This is a genomic window from Streptomyces sp. H39-S7 (genome assembly GCF_027158205.1).
Taxonomy (GTDB): Bacteria; Actinomycetota; Actinomycetes; order Streptomycetales; family Streptomycetaceae; genus Actinacidiphila.
Window position 1 is genome coordinate 477 of the sequence record NZ_JAPVLU010000066.1, and the last position, 14,335, is coordinate 14,811.

Annotated in this window: 18 protein-coding genes and 1 pseudogene; 10 read left to right on the plus strand and 9 right to left on the minus strand. The window is 71.3% G+C overall.

Features of this window, described 5'->3' with window-relative positions:
* The 4 genes and pseudogenes from O3X23_RS38625 to O3X23_RS38640 form a co-directional block, all read right to left on the minus strand.
* A pseudogene (locus O3X23_RS38625) lies at nucleotides 1-186 on the minus strand (urease accessory protein UreF); the annotation flags it as partial.
* Nucleotides 186-1,907 (minus strand): urease subunit alpha, encoded by a 1,722-nt coding sequence (locus O3X23_RS38630; RefSeq protein WP_269278282.1) that lies wholly within the window; start codon nucleotides 1,905-1,907, stop codon nucleotides 186-188. The gene O3X23_RS38630 and the pseudogene O3X23_RS38625, both read right to left, overlap by 1 nt.
* Nucleotides 1,900-2,211 carry an urease subunit beta gene (locus tag O3X23_RS38635; RefSeq protein ID WP_269278284.1) on the minus strand — a complete coding sequence of 104 codons (312 nt, stop codon included), beginning with the start codon at nucleotides 2,209-2,211 and terminating at the stop codon, nucleotides 1,900-1,902. Before O3X23_RS38635 ends, O3X23_RS38630 begins: the two co-directional genes overlap by 8 nt.
* Before the next feature lie 16 nt (nucleotides 2,212-2,227).
* The gene (locus tag O3X23_RS38640; RefSeq protein ID WP_269278287.1) at nucleotides 2,228-2,530 is read right to left on the minus strand and encodes an urease subunit gamma; all 303 of its coding nucleotides are present in this window, start codon (nucleotides 2,528-2,530) and stop codon (nucleotides 2,228-2,230) included.
* 371 nt (nucleotides 2,531-2,901) lie between these two features.
* Between O3X23_RS38640 and O3X23_RS38645 the strand changes: the two genes are divergently transcribed.
* Nucleotides 2,902-4,209 carry a M28 family metallopeptidase gene (locus O3X23_RS38645; protein WP_269278345.1) on the plus strand — a complete coding sequence of 436 codons (1,308 nt, stop codon included), beginning with the start codon at nucleotides 2,902-2,904 and terminating at the stop codon, nucleotides 4,207-4,209.
* A 51-nt stretch (nucleotides 4,210-4,260) separates the two neighbouring features.
* Here the strand turns inward: O3X23_RS38645 and O3X23_RS38650 are convergent, their stop codons facing one another.
* On the minus strand, nucleotides 4,261-4,560 hold the full coding sequence (locus O3X23_RS38650) for a type II toxin-antitoxin system Phd/YefM family antitoxin (RefSeq protein ID WP_269278288.1): 300 nt from the start codon (nucleotides 4,558-4,560) through the stop codon (nucleotides 4,261-4,263).
* Between the two features lie 56 nt (nucleotides 4,561-4,616).
* Between O3X23_RS38650 and O3X23_RS38655 the strand changes: the two genes are divergently transcribed.
* The 4 genes from O3X23_RS38655 (at nucleotide 4,617) to O3X23_RS38670 (ending at nucleotide 7,074) form a co-directional block, all read left to right on the plus strand.
* On the plus strand, nucleotides 4,617-5,252 hold the full coding sequence (locus O3X23_RS38655) for an ATP-dependent Clp protease proteolytic subunit (protein ID WP_269278290.1): 636 nt from the start codon (nucleotides 4,617-4,619) through the stop codon (nucleotides 5,250-5,252).
* 5 nt (nucleotides 5,253-5,257) lie between these two features.
* Nucleotides 5,258-5,563, plus strand: coding sequence for a hypothetical protein (locus O3X23_RS38660; RefSeq protein WP_269278292.1), 306 nt, complete (start codon nucleotides 5,258-5,260; stop codon nucleotides 5,561-5,563).
* A gap of 485 nt (nucleotides 5,564-6,048) precedes the next feature.
* Nucleotides 6,049-6,519 carry a C40 family peptidase gene (locus tag O3X23_RS38665; RefSeq protein WP_269278294.1) on the plus strand — a complete coding sequence of 157 codons (471 nt, stop codon included), beginning with the start codon at nucleotides 6,049-6,051 and terminating at the stop codon, nucleotides 6,517-6,519.
* 138 nt (nucleotides 6,520-6,657) lie between these two features.
* On the plus strand, nucleotides 6,658-7,074 hold the full coding sequence (locus O3X23_RS38670) for a VOC family protein (RefSeq protein ID WP_269278297.1): 417 nt from the start codon (nucleotides 6,658-6,660) through the stop codon (nucleotides 7,072-7,074).
* 102 nt (nucleotides 7,075-7,176) lie between these two features.
* Here the strand turns inward: O3X23_RS38670 and O3X23_RS38675 are convergent, their stop codons facing one another.
* Entirely contained in the window at nucleotides 7,177-7,605 is a 429-nt protein-coding gene (locus O3X23_RS38675; RefSeq protein ID WP_269278299.1) for an ATP-binding protein, read from the minus strand.
* A gap of 243 nt (nucleotides 7,606-7,848) precedes the next feature.
* On the opposite strand from O3X23_RS38675, the gene O3X23_RS38680 reads away from it, so the two are divergent.
* Both O3X23_RS38680 and O3X23_RS38685 read left to right on the plus strand, forming a co-directional pair.
* On the plus strand, nucleotides 7,849-8,727 hold the full coding sequence (locus O3X23_RS38680; RefSeq protein WP_269278347.1) for a helix-turn-helix domain-containing protein: 879 nt from the start codon (nucleotides 7,849-7,851) through the stop codon (nucleotides 8,725-8,727).
* A gap of 20 nt (nucleotides 8,728-8,747) precedes the next feature.
* Nucleotides 8,748-8,984: a DUF397 domain-containing protein gene (locus O3X23_RS38685; protein WP_269278302.1), complete on the plus strand. Its 237-nt coding sequence runs from the start codon at nucleotides 8,748-8,750 to the stop codon at nucleotides 8,982-8,984.
* Here O3X23_RS38685 and O3X23_RS38690 read toward each other — a convergent pair.
* Nucleotides 8,952-10,124 (minus strand): 8-amino-7-oxononanoate synthase, encoded by a 1,173-nt coding sequence (locus O3X23_RS38690; protein ID WP_269278304.1) that lies wholly within the window; start codon nucleotides 10,122-10,124, stop codon nucleotides 8,952-8,954. The two genes, O3X23_RS38685 and O3X23_RS38690, sit on opposite strands and share 33 nt — an antisense overlap.
* A 191-nt stretch (nucleotides 10,125-10,315) precedes the next feature.
* Between O3X23_RS38690 and bioB the strand changes: the two genes are divergently transcribed.
* The 3 genes from bioB to bioD all read left to right on the plus strand — a co-directional run bounded on the left by bioB (nucleotide 10,316) and on the right by bioD (nucleotide 13,698).
* A complete protein-coding gene (bioB, locus tag O3X23_RS38695; RefSeq protein ID WP_269278306.1) occupies nucleotides 10,316-11,584 on the plus strand; it encodes a biotin synthase BioB in 1,269 nt (422 codons plus the stop codon).
* A complete protein-coding gene (locus O3X23_RS38700) occupies nucleotides 11,577-12,908 on the plus strand; it encodes an adenosylmethionine--8-amino-7-oxononanoate transaminase (RefSeq protein WP_269278308.1) in 1,332 nt (443 codons plus the stop codon). The genes bioB and O3X23_RS38700 overlap by 8 nt, the downstream gene beginning before the upstream one ends.
* A 70-nt stretch (nucleotides 12,909-12,978) precedes the next feature.
* Complete coding sequence (gene bioD, locus O3X23_RS38705; protein WP_269278310.1) at nucleotides 12,979-13,698, plus strand: dethiobiotin synthase; 720 nt, start codon at nucleotides 12,979-12,981, stop codon at nucleotides 13,696-13,698.
* Here the strand turns inward: bioD and O3X23_RS38710 are convergent.
* Both O3X23_RS38710 and O3X23_RS38715 read right to left on the minus strand, forming a co-directional pair.
* Nucleotides 13,695-14,111, minus strand: coding sequence for a fic family toxin-antitoxin system, toxin component (locus tag O3X23_RS38710; RefSeq protein WP_269278313.1), 417 nt, complete (start codon nucleotides 14,109-14,111; stop codon nucleotides 13,695-13,697). The two genes, bioD and O3X23_RS38710, sit on opposite strands and share 4 nt — an antisense overlap.
* A complete protein-coding gene (locus O3X23_RS38715) occupies nucleotides 14,108-14,335 on the minus strand; it encodes an antitoxin (protein ID WP_250974330.1) in 228 nt (75 codons plus the stop codon). Before O3X23_RS38715 ends, O3X23_RS38710 begins: the two co-directional genes overlap by 4 nt.

Sequence of the window (14,335 nt, forward strand, 5' to 3'; positions counted from 1 at the left end):
TCCCGTGGTGTGCAGCCGGCCCCGGCAGAAGGCGGCGAGGGTGGCCGGGTCATGGATGAGGCCGGCCGTGACCGCCGCCTCACCACCCCCGGAGTGGGCGTGGCCGCCCGCCGGGAACCGCCCGTCGGCGAGCATCAGCAGCGCGGCCCGGGCGGCCGTGGTGCTCCCTGTGGCGCTCGGCGTCATCAGAAGAGGAAGTAGCGCTGGGCCATGGGCAGGATGGCCGCGGGGGCCGGTTCGACGACCTCGCCGTCGATGCGCACGGTGAAGGTGTCGGGGTCGACCTCGACGCGTGGCAGGGCGTCGTTCTCCCGCATGTCGGCCTTGGTCAGCGCCCGGGTGCTGCGGATCGGCAGGAAGCGTTTGCCCAGGCCGAGGCGGTCGGGAAGGCCGTCGTCGAGCGCGATCCGCGTGGTGAAGTTGAAGGAGTTGGCGGCCGGGGCGCGTCCGACGGCGCCGAACATGGGGCGGGGCAGCACCGGTTGCGGGGTGGGGATGGAGGCGTTGGCGTCGCCCATCTGCGCGTAGGCGATCTGACCGCCCTTGATCACGAGCAGCGGCTTGACGCCGAAGAACGCCGGTTCCCACAGGACGAGGTCGGCGAGCTTTCCGGTCTCGACCGAGCCGATCTCCTGGTCCAGACCCTGCGCGACCGCCGGGTTGATGGTGTATTTGGCGACATAGCGACGAGCCCGGTGGTTGTCCGCGCGTCCGTCCCCGGGCAGCGATCCGCGGCGCTTCTTCATCACGTGCGCGGTCTGCCAGGTGCGCAGCACGACCTCGCCGATCCGGCCCATGGCCTGGGAGTCGGAGCTGATGATGCTGATGGCGCCGAGGTCGTGCAGGAAGTCCTCGGCGGCGATGGTGGAGGGCCTGATGCGCGATTCGGCGAAGGCGAGGTCCTCGGGGACGGCCGGGTTCAGGTGGTGGCAGACCATCAGCATGTCGAGGTGCTCGTCGACGGTGTTGATGGTGTGCGGGCGGGTGGGATTGGTCGAGGACGGCAGGACGTTGGGCTGGGAGACGACGGTGATGATGTCGGGAGCGTGCCCGCCGCCCGCGCCTTCGGTGTGGTACGTGTGGATGCCGCGTCCGGCGATGGCGGCCAGGGTGTCCTCGACGAAGCCGGCCTCGTTCAGGGTGTCGGTGTGGATGGCGAGTTGCGCGCCGGTGGCGTCGCAGACCGTCAGGCAGGCGTCGATGGCGGCCGGGGTCGCCCCCCAGTCCTCGTGGATCTTGAACCCCACGGCGCCGCCGCGCAGTTGGCTGTACATCGCCTCGGAGGAGACGGTGTTGCCCTTGCCGAGCAGCCCGATGTTGACCGGGTAGGCCTCCAGCGCCGCGAACATCCGGGCCAGGTGCCAGGGCCCGGGGGTGACGGTGGTGGCCTTGGTGCCCTCCGCGGGGCCGGTGCCGCCGCCGACGAGGGTCGTCACACCGGTGGACAGGGCCTGGTCGACGAGGGTCGGCGAGATGAAGTGGACGTGCGCGTCGACCGCTCCGGCGGTGAGGATCCTGCCGTTGCCCGCGATGATCTCCGTCTCGGGGCCGATGACGAGGTCCGGGTGCACGCCGTCCATCGTCTCGGGGTTCCCCGCCTTGCCGATCGCGGCGATCCGGCCGTCCCTGATGCCGATGTCCGCCTTGACGATGCCCCAGTGGTCCAGCACGACCGCGCCGGTGATGACGGTGTCGGGAGTGCCTTCCGCGCGGGTCGCCCGGGACTGGCCCATGGACTCGCGGATCACCTTGCCGCCGCCGAAGACCGCTTCGTCGCCGGAGCCGGCCGGCCCGCCGGACAGGTCGCGCTCGATCTCGATCAGCAGGTCGGTGTCGGCGAGCCGGATCCGGTCGCCGGCCGTCGGGCCGAACAGGTCGGCGTATACGGCGCGGGTGAGTTCAGCCATCGAGGGCTCCCGCGGTCTCGCCGCGCAGTCCGGCGACGATGCGGTCACCGCCGATGGGGACCAGTTCCACCGCGACCGGGATACCGGGCTCGAAGCGCACGGCGGTGCCCGCGGCGATGGACAGCCGCAGGCCGTGGGCGGCCGCGCGGTCGAAGTCCAGACCGGGGTTACTCTCGGCGAAGTGGTAGTGGGAGCCGACCTGGATCGGGCGGTCGGCGGCGTTGAGCACCGTCAGCCGGGTGACGGGCTTGCCCGCGTTGAGCGGTACGGGCCCGTCCGCGGGAAGGATCTCTCCGGGGATCATCGGTGGCACCTCCTCGTCAGATGATCGGGTCGTGCACGGTGACGAGCTTGGTCCCGTCCGGGAACGTGGCCTCGACCTGCACGTCCGGGATCATCTCGGGGATGCCGTCCATGACGTCGGCCCGGCCCAGCACCGCCCGGCCCGAGGCCATCAGCTCGGCGACGGTACGGCCGTCGCGGGCGCCCTCGAGGATGTGCGCGGTGATCAGCGCGACGGCCTCGGGGTGGTTCAGCCGCAGACCGCGCGCGCGGCGCCGGTCCGCCACGTCGGCGGCGACGTGGATGAGCAGGCGTTCCTGCTCATGGGGGGTCAGTTGCACGGCCACACCTCACAGACGATCGGGTGCGGAACGTTAGTTCGGCGGCGTTACACCCGCGTTAACCCACGTTACGCGCAGTGACTCCGGTCGCCGCGGCGACACCCGTCCGGCGGGCCGCGACCGCCCGGGTCCAGCACCGTCTTTGCGGGTCCTTTGCATCGCCTTTGCCTGGCTTCGTCCGTTCACCGGAACTTCCTGTCCGGTTATCGCCCTTGACGCCTCGTCCGGGACGGCCGGATCATCATGTCCGCATCAAAGAGACTTCTGGCCAGAAGACGCTCCTGCGCGCCGTGGTCGACGCCGCGGCGTGCCTCGTTCGTTCCGCGCCCCCACCACGGAAAACGGAGCACCACGTGTCCACAAGACTGACGCTGCGCCATGCCCTGACCGCCATCGGTGCGGCGGCCGCCCTGTCGGCGGCCCTCGTCGGCGCGTCGCCCGCGGCCACCGCCGCGGCCCCGGCCGCCACCGCCGTCGCCGCACCGGACATCCCGGTCGCCAACGTCAAGGCGCATCTGTCCCAACTGCAGTCCATCGCCACCGCCAACAGCGGCAACCGCGCCCACGGACGCCCCGGCTACAAGGCCTCCCTCGACTACGTCAAGGGCAAGCTGGACGCGGCCGGCTACACCACGACCATCCAGCAGTTCACCTCCAGCGGTGCCACCGGCTACAACCTGATAGCCGACTGGCCGGGCGGCGACGCCAACCACGTGGTGATGAGCGGCGCGCATCTGGACTCCGTCACCGCGGGGCCCGGCATCAACGACAACGGGTCGGGCACCGCCGGCACCCTGGAGGTCGCCCTCGCCGTCTCGCGTGCCGGCCTGCAGCCCACCAAGCACCTGCGGTTCGGCTGGTTCGGCGCCGAGGAGCTGGGGATGATCGGCTCCAAGTACTACGTCAACAACCTGCCGTCCACCGAGCGCTCGAAGATCGACGCCTATCTCAACTTCGACATGATCGGCTCGCCCAACCCCGGGTACTTCGTCTACGACGACAACGCGGCGCTCGAGAAGGTCTTCAAGGACTTCTTCGCCACGAAGGGGATACCGACCGAGATCGAGACCGAGGGCGACGGCCGGTCCGACCACGCTCCCTTCAAGAGCGCGGGTGTGCCGGTCGGCGGGCTCTTCAGCGGCGCGGACTACACCAAGACCGCCGCGCAGGCGCAGAAGTGGGGCGGCACCGCGGGCCAGGCGTTCGATGCCTGCTACCACCGCTCGTGCGACACCTCCGCCAACATCAACGACACCGCGCTGGACAACGGCAGTGACTCGATCGCGTACGCGATCTGGAACCTGAGCACCGGGACCACGACCCCGCCGACCGGCACGGTCTTCGAGAACACCGCGGACGTCACCATCCCGGACGCCGGCGCGGCGGTCACCTCGTCGGTCACCGTCAGCGGCATCGCGGGCAACGCGCCCAGCGCCCTGCAGGTGGGCGTCAACATCGTCCACACCTACCGCGGTGACCTGGTCATCGACCTGGTCGCCCCCGACGGCAGCACCTACCGGCTGAAGAACTCCAGCGGGTCGGACTCCGCGGACAACGTCATCGCCACCTACACCGCCAACGCCTCCAGCGAGGTCGCCAACGGCGTCTGGAAGCTGAAGGTCCAGGACGTGGCCAGCGCCGACACCGGCTACATCAACAGCTGGAAGCTCACCTTCTGACGCTCCGACCGCCCCGCACGCCCTGACCGCACGACCACCCCTCCGACCGTCTCACTCGCGGCCCGGACGCCGATCCCCGGCGTCCGGGCCGCGGTGTTCGGCGGCGATGCCGAAGCGGCGGCGTTCGCCCGTGGCGGACGCCCCGGAGCCGAACGAGGAGACCGTGCTGATCACCGGCTCCTCGGTCGCCGCATCAAGATCGCGCAGTCGCTGCAGGTCAGCGGCGGAGACCAGGGCAACGAGCGGCTTGCCGTGGCGCGTCAGCACCACCTGTTCACCGCCGTAGACAACGCGGTTGATCAGTTCCGCGAGCTCCGCACGCGCTTGTGTCACCGGGACTTCATGGGCCATGCTCCCCATCATATCGAGATGTACGTCCTGTACATTTTTTACGTGGAGGTGCCGCCATGTTCCGACCCACCGCCCGCTACGTCCTGCCCGAGTTCACCGAACGCACCAGCACCGGGACCCGCTCCATGGACCCGTACTCCAAACTGCTGCAGGAGCGCGTCGTCATCCTCGGGACGCAGATCGACGACACCTCCGCCAACGACGTCATGGCGCAGTTCATCCACCTGGAGAGCTCGGCGCCGGGCCAGGACATCTCGCTGTACATCAACTCCCCGGGCGGCTCGTTCACGGCCATGACCGCGATCTACGACACGATGCAGTTCGTCACCTGCGACGTGTCCACCGTCTGCATCGGCCAGGCGGCCTCGGCCGCCGCCGTGCTGCTCGCCGCCGGCACCCCGGGCAAGCGCATGATCACTCCCGGCGCGCGGGTCCTCATCCACCAGCCGTCCTTCGGGCAGGCGGTCCAGGGCACCATCGCGGACCTGGAGCTGCAGGCCCTCGAACTGCTGCGCACGCGGGAGAAGTTGGAGGAGCTGCTGGTGCGCCACACCGGCCGGGAGCCGGAGCGCGTCAGCGCCGACATCGAGCGCGACAAGATCCTCAACGCCACCCAGGCAGTGGAGTACGGGATCGTGGACCGGGTCACCCTCAGCCGCAAGAGCAACTCCACCTCGCACGGCATCCGGTGACACCGGTGGTGCCGGAACTGCCCGCGCTGCCGGCCCTGACGCGCTCCGAAGGCGAACTGGTCGACCGCTATCTGGAGATCGTGGACCTGCTGGGACGGATCAACCCGTCCCGTTCCCGCGACACCTACGGCGCGCTGCGCGCCGCCCAGGCGCTCGTCGGCAGGGCCACGGCGCTGCGCGAGGCGCTGGCGGTGATGCACGCCCGCGGCGAGACCGAGGTCCACACGGGCACGTTGGGAAGGGCGCTGCGCGTCCTGGACGGCGAACGGCGGGCGTCCCTGGTGGCCGTTCCGCCACCGCCGGAGCCCTGACGACCTCCCGGCGCGACATCCGGCCGCACGTTCGGAGTAGTCACCCTTGCGCGTGACGGGTGGTTGTCGCGGCGCCGACTTGCGGACACGGCCCGCCGCGGTCGGCGTTCCCGCCCAGGTCAACCGGCTTGCGCGCGAACGACGCAGCACGGCGGCCGGCGATCCCGACACCCGGATAGGTGATTGGTGAGGAAGATCACATAAGGCAGTTTGTGCCGTGTTTACAGCGCTTTCGTGAGTCATGCTCCCTTGGACGACAAGACCCCGCCACCGTGGTGGGGCGGTCCGAGCGGACGCCCAATCCTGCCGCCGCCCGGATGCCCGGTCGACACAGCAACGGCAGGAACGGAGGACCCAGGCACGACGGGGCCGGCCATCGGTATCCAGGCCGTCCCCTTGGGGTGAAGCCGCGTCAGCGGCCGGGATTCTTCGCCTGCCCGAACCCGACAGGTCATCCTTCGCAAGCGGACGACGAAGGGTTACGCATGGCCACCATCGGCCTGACCACACGTCTGTCCCGAATGGGAGCCGCTTCGGTCCTCACGGCCGCGGCTGTCGCGGTCCCCGCTCTGCTGCCGACCACGGCCACGCACGCGGACGCGGCCACCGCCTCCGCCCAGGCGCTGCGCGTCGCCGCCTCGAAGAAGGGCTCGCCGTACCAGTGGGGCGCGGCGGGGCCGTACCGCTTCGACTGCTCCGGACTCACCTTGTATTCGTTCGACAAGGCCGGCAAGAAGCTGCCAAGAACCACCGGCGCGCAGTACAACAGCACCACGCACATCGGGGCTTCGAGCCGCCGGGCCGGCGACCTGGTGTTCTTCCACACCGGCGGCAGCGTCTACCACGTCGGCATCTACGCCGGCAGCGGCAAGATCTGGCACGCTCCCAAGACCGGCACCCGGGTCCGGCTGGAGAAGATCTGGACCGGCAGCGTCTGGTACGGCCGGGTCCGCTGACGCGGTCGCGGGGCCCGGAGGTCCGGGCCCCGCGACCGCAGGGGTGAGGGAACGGCGGTGAATATTCCCGGCAGGGGAGACCACCGGACGGCTATGTTGACGCCGTTCACGGGCCAACCCACCGATCGGAAGACACGTATGACCTATCTCAACCCCGTCCGGCACATCACCTTCGACGCCGCCGGCCCGTACCGCCTCGCGGAGTTCTGGGCCGAGGTCACCGGCTACGCGCTGGAGGACTCCGACCCGGCCGATTCCGAGGTCTTCATCGACCCGGGCCAACCGGGCGTCCCCGGTCTCCTGTTCGTCCGGGTTCCCGAGGGAAAGACGGCCAAGAACCGGGTGCACCTCGACATCCAGCCGCCCACCGGCACCCGCGACGAGACGGTCGAGCGGCTGACGGGGCTGGGTGCCACGATGGTCAGCGACCAGCGCAGGCCGGACGGCACGGGGTGGGTGTACATGGCCGACCCGGAGGGCAACGAGTTCTGCGTCGAGCGCAGCGCCCCCGAACGCGCCGAGGCGGATCAGGCGGCTCGAGCGGCACAGGCATGAACCTCGTGCGCGCCTTTCCGGCCGCCGGGTACCTCCCGGTGGGCGCGGAGGCGATCCTGGCCCGCGGACGACGGCTGACGCTCCCGACGGCAGGCCCGCGGGTCACGCCACCGGCACGGCCCAAGGGAGCATGATCCAGACGGTCTTGCCGCCGTCGGGCGTGGGGGTCACCGAGAGCCGCCCGCCGGATTCCGCGGTGAGGTGGCGGATGATGACCATGCCGCGCCCGTTGTCCTGCTGGACGGCGGCCGGGAGCCGCTGGGGCCAGCGCGGATGACTGTCGGTGACCCCGATCCGCAGGCGCTCGGCCCGCTCCAACCGGACCTCGACGGTGAAGGTCGGTGACTGGCCGAGCGTGTGCAGCACGGCATTGGTGGCGAGTTCGGAGACGATCAGCCGCACCGCGTCCGCGGCCGGCGCGTCCTCGGGCATCCCCCACTCCCCCAGCAGCCCGCACACGTACCGGCGCGCGGTGGTGACCGAGGCGGGGTCGCTCGGCAGGGTGACGGATGCTTCCTGGAGGTCTGCCATGGCGACGCTGTCCCTTTCCCGCCGTGCCCCGAGACTCCGTCGTGCGGTTCCGCCCGCAGGGAGCCGCGGACGACTACTTCGCGCCAGAGTGCCACCTATGGTGCCGCTATTGCGGCCGATCCACAGCGATATGCATATATCTGTCGCTCAAAGCGGTGAACTCTGCTACGCGAGAGCCTATTCGGGCGCAGACTGTCGCACTGGTGACGGTCTGAAAAATTCTTTCGGGAGGAGCGGCGCGTGATGCAACAGGTTCCCGCGGTACGACGTCGAAAGCTCGGGGCGGAACTCCGCCGGCAACGAGATCTGGCCGGGATGACGAGCGGTGACGCTGCCCGCAGAGCCGGCTGGCACCAGTCGAAGGTGAGCCGTATCGAGACCGGTCGCAGCGGCGCGCGACCGGAGGACGTGGCCTGCCTGCTGGACATCTACGGGGTGCGGGACCGCGAACTGCGCGACCCGTTGGCCACTTTGGCCGGTAAGGGCAACCAGCGCGGCTGGTGGCACGACTTCCGCGACGTCCTGCCCCCGGAGTACCGCGACTTCATCAGTCTGGAAACCGGTGCTTGCCGTGCGCGCACCATGGAGAACAGCGTGGTGCCCGGCCTGCTGCAGATCCCGGCGTACGCCCGCGCACTCACCCGGTCGGTCCTCCCGGAACTCGACACACGCCAGGTGGACGCCCTGGTCGAGGTGCGGATGGCCCGGCAGGCGGTGCTGGAGGGGAATCCCCCGCTGGAACTGCACGCTCTCCTCGACGAGGCGGTGCTGCGGCGCGGTGTGGGCGGAGCGGAAGTCATGGGGGCGCAGTTGCGGCACCTCGCGGAAGCCGCCGCGCTGCCGGGGATACGGCTGCAGGTTCTTCCCTTCACGGCGGGCGGGCACATAGGAGTTACCGGATCTTTCGTAATCTTCTCATTTCCGCTCATTGCTGATCTAGACGTTGTTGTTATCGACCATTTGACGAGTAGTCTCTATGTGGATCGACAAGATGACCTCAGGGCCTACAGCGCCGCGTTCGACCGATTGTGCTCTCACGCCCTGACGTACGACGACTCATTGGCGTTCATTTCCGGCATCAGCTCCGGGAACGGCTCCGGGATGGGATCCGGAAACAGCTGAGGCGCGTAAGGAGGCACCAAATGCCGGTACTGCCTCGGTACGTTTCTTCCAGTACAGCTCTTTCCGCGACCCGGTGGCAGCGCAGCACCTACAGCACCGCCGCCAACAATTGCGTGGAAACGGCCGAGTTGTCCTGTGGACTGCTGGCCGTGCGCGACTCCAAGAACCCCCGGGGGGCGGCGCTGCTGTTCGCGCCGACCGCCTGGGACACCTTCGTACGAGCGCTACGCGCGGGTGAGTTCGCCGGACCGATCTGAGTCCCGCGGCGCCGTGCGCACGATCACCTCGACCGCCGCGGCGATCTGCTGATCCGTCAGATCGCCGCGAGCGGTCAGCCGCAGCCGGGAGATCCCGTCCGGCACCGACGGCGGCCGGAAGCACCCCACCGCCAGCCCCGCGGTCCTGCAGTCCGCCGCCCACTGCAGCGCCTCCCCGGCCGACGGCGCACGCACCGAGACGACACAGGCGTCAGGCCGCGCCGAGCGCAGCCCTGCCGCGGTCAGCCGGTCGTACAGCTGCAGTGCCACCGCGCGGGCCCGCTCCGCACGCTCCGGCTCCGCGCGCAGCAGGCGCAGCGCGCCCAGCGCCGCGCCCGCGGCGGCGGGGGCGAGCCCGGTGTCGAAGATGAAGGTGCGGGCGGCGTTCACCAGGTGCTCGATGACCCGGGCCGGACCGAGCACCACCCCGCCCTGGCTGCCGAGCGACTTCGACAGCGTGGCGGTCACGATCACGCCCGGCGCGCCGGCCAGGCCCGCGGCCCAGGCCGCGCCGCGCCCGCCGTCGCCCAGGACGCCCAGGCCGTGGGCGTCGTCCACCAGCAGCGCCGCGCCGTGCTCGCGGCAGGCCGCGGACAGTCCGGTCAGTGGGGCCGCGTCGCCGTCGACGGAGAAGACCGAGTCGGAGACGACCACGGCGGGCCCCGCGTGCGCGGCCAGCGCCTTGCGCACCGCCTCGGTGTCGCGGTGCGCGACGACCTCGGTGTCGGCGCGCGACAGCCGGCAGCCGTCGATGAGCGAGGCGTGGTTGGAGCTGTCGGAGACGATGAGCGTGCCGGGGCCGGTCAGCGCGGTCACGGCGGCCAGGTTCGCGGCGTAGCCGGAGGCGAAGACCAGGGCGGCCTCGAACCCGCAGAACGCGGCGAGTTCCGCCTCCAGTTCCACGTGCAGTTCGGTGGTGCCGGTGACCAGCCGGGAGCCCGTGGAGCCCGCGCCCCAGAGCAGGCACGCGTCGGCCCCGGCCCGGGTGACCCGCGGATGCCGGGTCAGCCCGAGGTAGTCGTTGCCCGCCAGGTCCAGCAGCGCCGACTCCGCCTGCCGCGGTCGCAGGGTGCGGACGAGGCCGCCCTCGCGGCGCCGTGCTGCGTGGGCGTCGATCCAGTCGAACGGGTCGCGGCTCATCGGGGTCCCTGGGGTCGGCGGGGCAGGTCGGCCGGGGTGTCCGGCGATGCGGTGGGGCGGCCGGTCGGGCCTGTCAGCAACGTACTGGCCGGGCCGCCGGAACAGGGTGTGGCGATACACACACCTATCGGCACCCCTGTTGTGCGGTCCATCATTGGCTCCCGGCCCCTCAGTGGGCCAGGATCGCCCCTATGGATCTGCTGAACACGCTGGTGGACAAGGGGCTGCGCCGAGAGCTGCCCACCCGGGATGAGGCGCTTGCCGTACTGGCGACCTCCGACGATGACCTGCTCGATGTGGTGACCGCGGCCGGCAAGGTGCGGCGCCAGTGGTTCGGGCGCCGTGTGAAGCTCAACTACCTGGTCAACCTCAAGTCCGGGCTGTGCCCCGAGGACTGCTCGTACTGCTCGCAGCGGCTCGGCTCCACGGCCGGGATCCTGAAGTACACCTGGCTCAAGCCGCACGAGGCGGCCGCCGCCGCGACGGCCGGTGTCGCCGGCGGCGCCAAGCGGGTGTGCCTGGTCGCCAGCGGGCGCGGTCCCACGGACCGCGATGTGGACCGGGTCTCCCAGACGATCGAGGCGATCAAGGAGCAGAACGAGGGCATCGAGGTCTGTGCGTGCCTGGGTCTGCTCTCGGCAGGGCAGGCGGACCGGCTGCGCGAGGCCGGCGCGGACGCGTACAACCACAATCTCAACACCTCCGAGGCCACGTACGGGGACATCACCACCACCCACACCTATGCCGACCGCGTGGACACCGTGCAGCAGGCGCAGGCGGCCGGGCTGTCGGCGTGCTCCGGTCTGATCGCGGGCATGGGCGAGTCCGACGCCGACCTCGTGGACGTCGTGTTCGCGCTGCGCGAGCTGGACCCCGACTCGGTTCCGGTCAACTTCCTCATCCCGTTCGAGGGCACCCCGCTGGCCGAGGAGTGGAACCTCACCCCGCAGCGCGCCCTGCGGATCCTGGCGATGGTGCGCTTCGTCTGCCCCGACGTGGAGGTCCGCCTCGCCGGCGGCCGCGAGGTGCACCTGCGCTCCCTGCAGCCCCTCGCGCTGCACCTGGTCAACTCGATCTTCCTGGGCGACTATCTGACCAGCGAGGGCCAGGCCGGCCAGACCGACCTCGACATGATCGCGGACGCCGGCTTCGAGGTGGAGGGCGCGGGCACGGTCACGCTCCCCCAGCACCGCGCGGACGTGGCGCACGCGGGCGGCGGCTGCGGCTCGCACGACGAGAGCGGCGGCTGCGGTGCGCAGAGCCAGGACGCGGGCTGCGGTTCGCACGCCGACGGCGGCGGCTGCGGCCCCTGCGGCGGCGCGGAGCGGAGCGCACCCGAGCCGGTGGCCGAGCCCGCCGGGTCGCCGGAGCAGGAGCCCGTTCCGGCGGGTGCCGCGCGCGCCGGGCTCGTCGCCGTGCGCCGGCGCGGAGCGGGAACGGACCTGCCGCCCAATGCCTGAGCCGCATGCCGCGCCACCCGCCCCTGACGCGCTGGCGCCCGACGTGCTGCTGGCCCTGGACCGGCAGCACGTCTGGCATCCGTACGGGCCGATGCCCGGCCGCCAGGAGCCGCTGATCGTCGAGTCGGCGTCCGGGGTCCGGCTGCGGCTGGCCGCCCCGGCCGAGGGCAGGACCGAGCTGGTCGACGGCATGTCGTCCTGGTGGGCCGCGATCCACGGCTACAACCACCCGGTCCTCAACGAGGCCGCGCGCGGCCAGCTCGACCGCTTCAGCCATGTGATGTTCGGCGGACTCACCCATGAGCCCGCCGTACGGCTCGCCGCCCGGCTGGTGGAGATCACGCCCGAGCCGCTGCGCCATGTCTTCCTCACCGACTCGGGTTCGGTGTCGGTCGAGGTCGCGATCAAGATGTGCCTGCAGTACTGGCGTTCGCTCGGCCGGCCGGCCAAACAGCGGTTGCTGACCTGGCGCGGCGGCTACCACGGGGACACCTGGCAGCCGATGTCGGTGTGCGACCCGGACGGCGGGATGCACGACCTGTGGTCGGGGGCGCTCCCCCGCCAGATCTTCGCCGACGTGCCGCCGCCCGGGTTCGACGCGGAGCCCGACCCGGGTTACGCGGCCCACCTGCGCGAGCTGATCGGCCGGCACGCCGACGAGCTCGCGGCGGTGATCGTCGAACCGGTGGTGCAGGGCGCCGGCGGGATGGCCTTCCACTCCCCCGCCTATCTGCGGGTGCTGCGCGAGGCGTGCGACGAGCACGGCGTGCTGCTGATCTTCGACGAGATCGCCACCGGTTTCGGCCGTACCGGCGCCCTCTTCGCGGCGGAGCACGCCGGTGTCTCCCCGGACGTGATGTGTCTGGGCAAGGCCCTGACCGGCGGTTATCTGACCATGGCGGCGACGCTGTGCACCAGCGCGGTCGCCGACGGCATCTCGCAGGGCGAGGTCCCGGTGCTGGCCCACGGTCCGACGTTCATGGGCAATCCGCTCGCCGCGTCCGTCGCCTGCGCCTCGATCGACCTGCTGCTGTCGCAGGACTGGGCCGGTGAGGTCAAACGCATCGAGGCCGGCCTGCTCGACGGACTGGCGCCCGCCGCCGCCCTGCCGGGCGTGCGGGACGTACGGGTGCTGGGGGCGGTCGGCGTCGTCCAGCTCGACCACCAGGTCGACATGGCCGCGGCCACCCGGGCAGCGGTGGGGGCGGGTGTGTGGCTCCGGCCGTTCCGTGATCTGGTGTACACCATGCCGCCCTACGTCACCGGGGACGAGGACGTGGCGCGGATCTGCGCGGCGGTCGTGGCGGCCGTACGCGCGGGCTGACAACCGGGGGCGGACGGCGCGGAGCGGTCGGCGCGCCGTCCGGCACCGACAACGAGGAGGAAGCGGTCACATGGCGGTACTGGCGGTCACGGGGACGGGCACGGAGATCGGGAAGACCGTGGTGACCGCTGCGGTCGCCGCCGCGGCGCTGGCACAGGGCCTGAGCGTCGCCGTTCTCAAGCCCGCCCAGACGGGCGTGGCGGAGGGCGAGCCGGGGGACGCGGCCGAGGTGGCGCGGCTGGCCGGCGGGGTCACCGCGGTCGAACTCGCCCGCTACCCCGAGCCGTTGGCCCCCGCGACCGCGGCGCGCCGGGCGGGTCTGCACCCGGTGCGTCCGGCCGAGATCGCCGAGGCGGCAGCGAAGCTGTCGGCCGTGCACGACGTGGTGCTGATCGAGGGCGCGGGCGGGCTGCTGGTGCGGTTCGACGACGACGGCTCGACGCTGGCCGACGCGGTCAAGCTGCTGGGCGCCGCCGTCCTGGTGGTGGTGCCCGCCGGCCTCGGTACGCTCAACGCGGCCGCGCTCACCACGGAGGCACTGGCCGCGCGCGACCTGCGGTGTGCCGGGGTCATCATCGGCAGCTGGCCGGCCGAACCGGACCTGGCGGCCCGCTGCAACCTCACCGATCTCCCGGCGTCGGCGGGCGTGCCACTGCTCGGTGTGCTCCCGGCCGGCGCGGGCGCGCTCTCCCCGGAACAGTTCCGCGGCGCCGCACCGGGCTGGCTGGCCCCGCAGCTCGGCGGCGTATGGGACGCCGAGGAGTTCGCCCGGACCGAAGGACGCGGCTAGGCCGTGTCGTCCTCCTGATGCCTGTCCGGCGGTGTGCCGCCGCCGACGTCCCAGCCGCGCAGTTCCTGCGCGATCCGGCCGACGCCCGCCGAGCCGTCCTTGACCAGCCGGGCCAGGTCGCGGACCTGTTCCGGTGAGGTGGTGACCTTCAGCCCGCTGGCGACGAGGTAGGCGTACGCGACCGCCGAGGCGAACATCGCGTTGGACCGCTCCAGGGCGGGCACGTGCACGAGGATCTGCAGCAGCGCGGCGGCGCGGTCGTGCGGGTCCGGGTAGACGGGGGTGCCGAAGATCTCCGCCTGGTGCCGGCTCACCGCCGCGAGCAGCGCGCCCCAGTCGGTGACCTGCGGGTCGCCGGGGGTGTTGTGCTCGGCGACCATGAGCAGCCAGGCCAGGTCGATACGCAGACTCAACGGCTGCCTTCGTGCTCCGTGCCGAACTCCTCCGCGAACACCGACTCGTAGCTCTTCATGAAGTCGGCGGCGGCTTCGACGAAGGTGCGCCCGCGTTCACCCGCGTCCTGCTGGACGAGCTCTTCGATGTACCGGTTCACGCTGATGCCCCGGCGCGAAGCCCGGTCCCGGGCCGTTTCGGCGGTGGACTCTTCCACCCGCACGTTCAACTGGGTCTTGGCCAT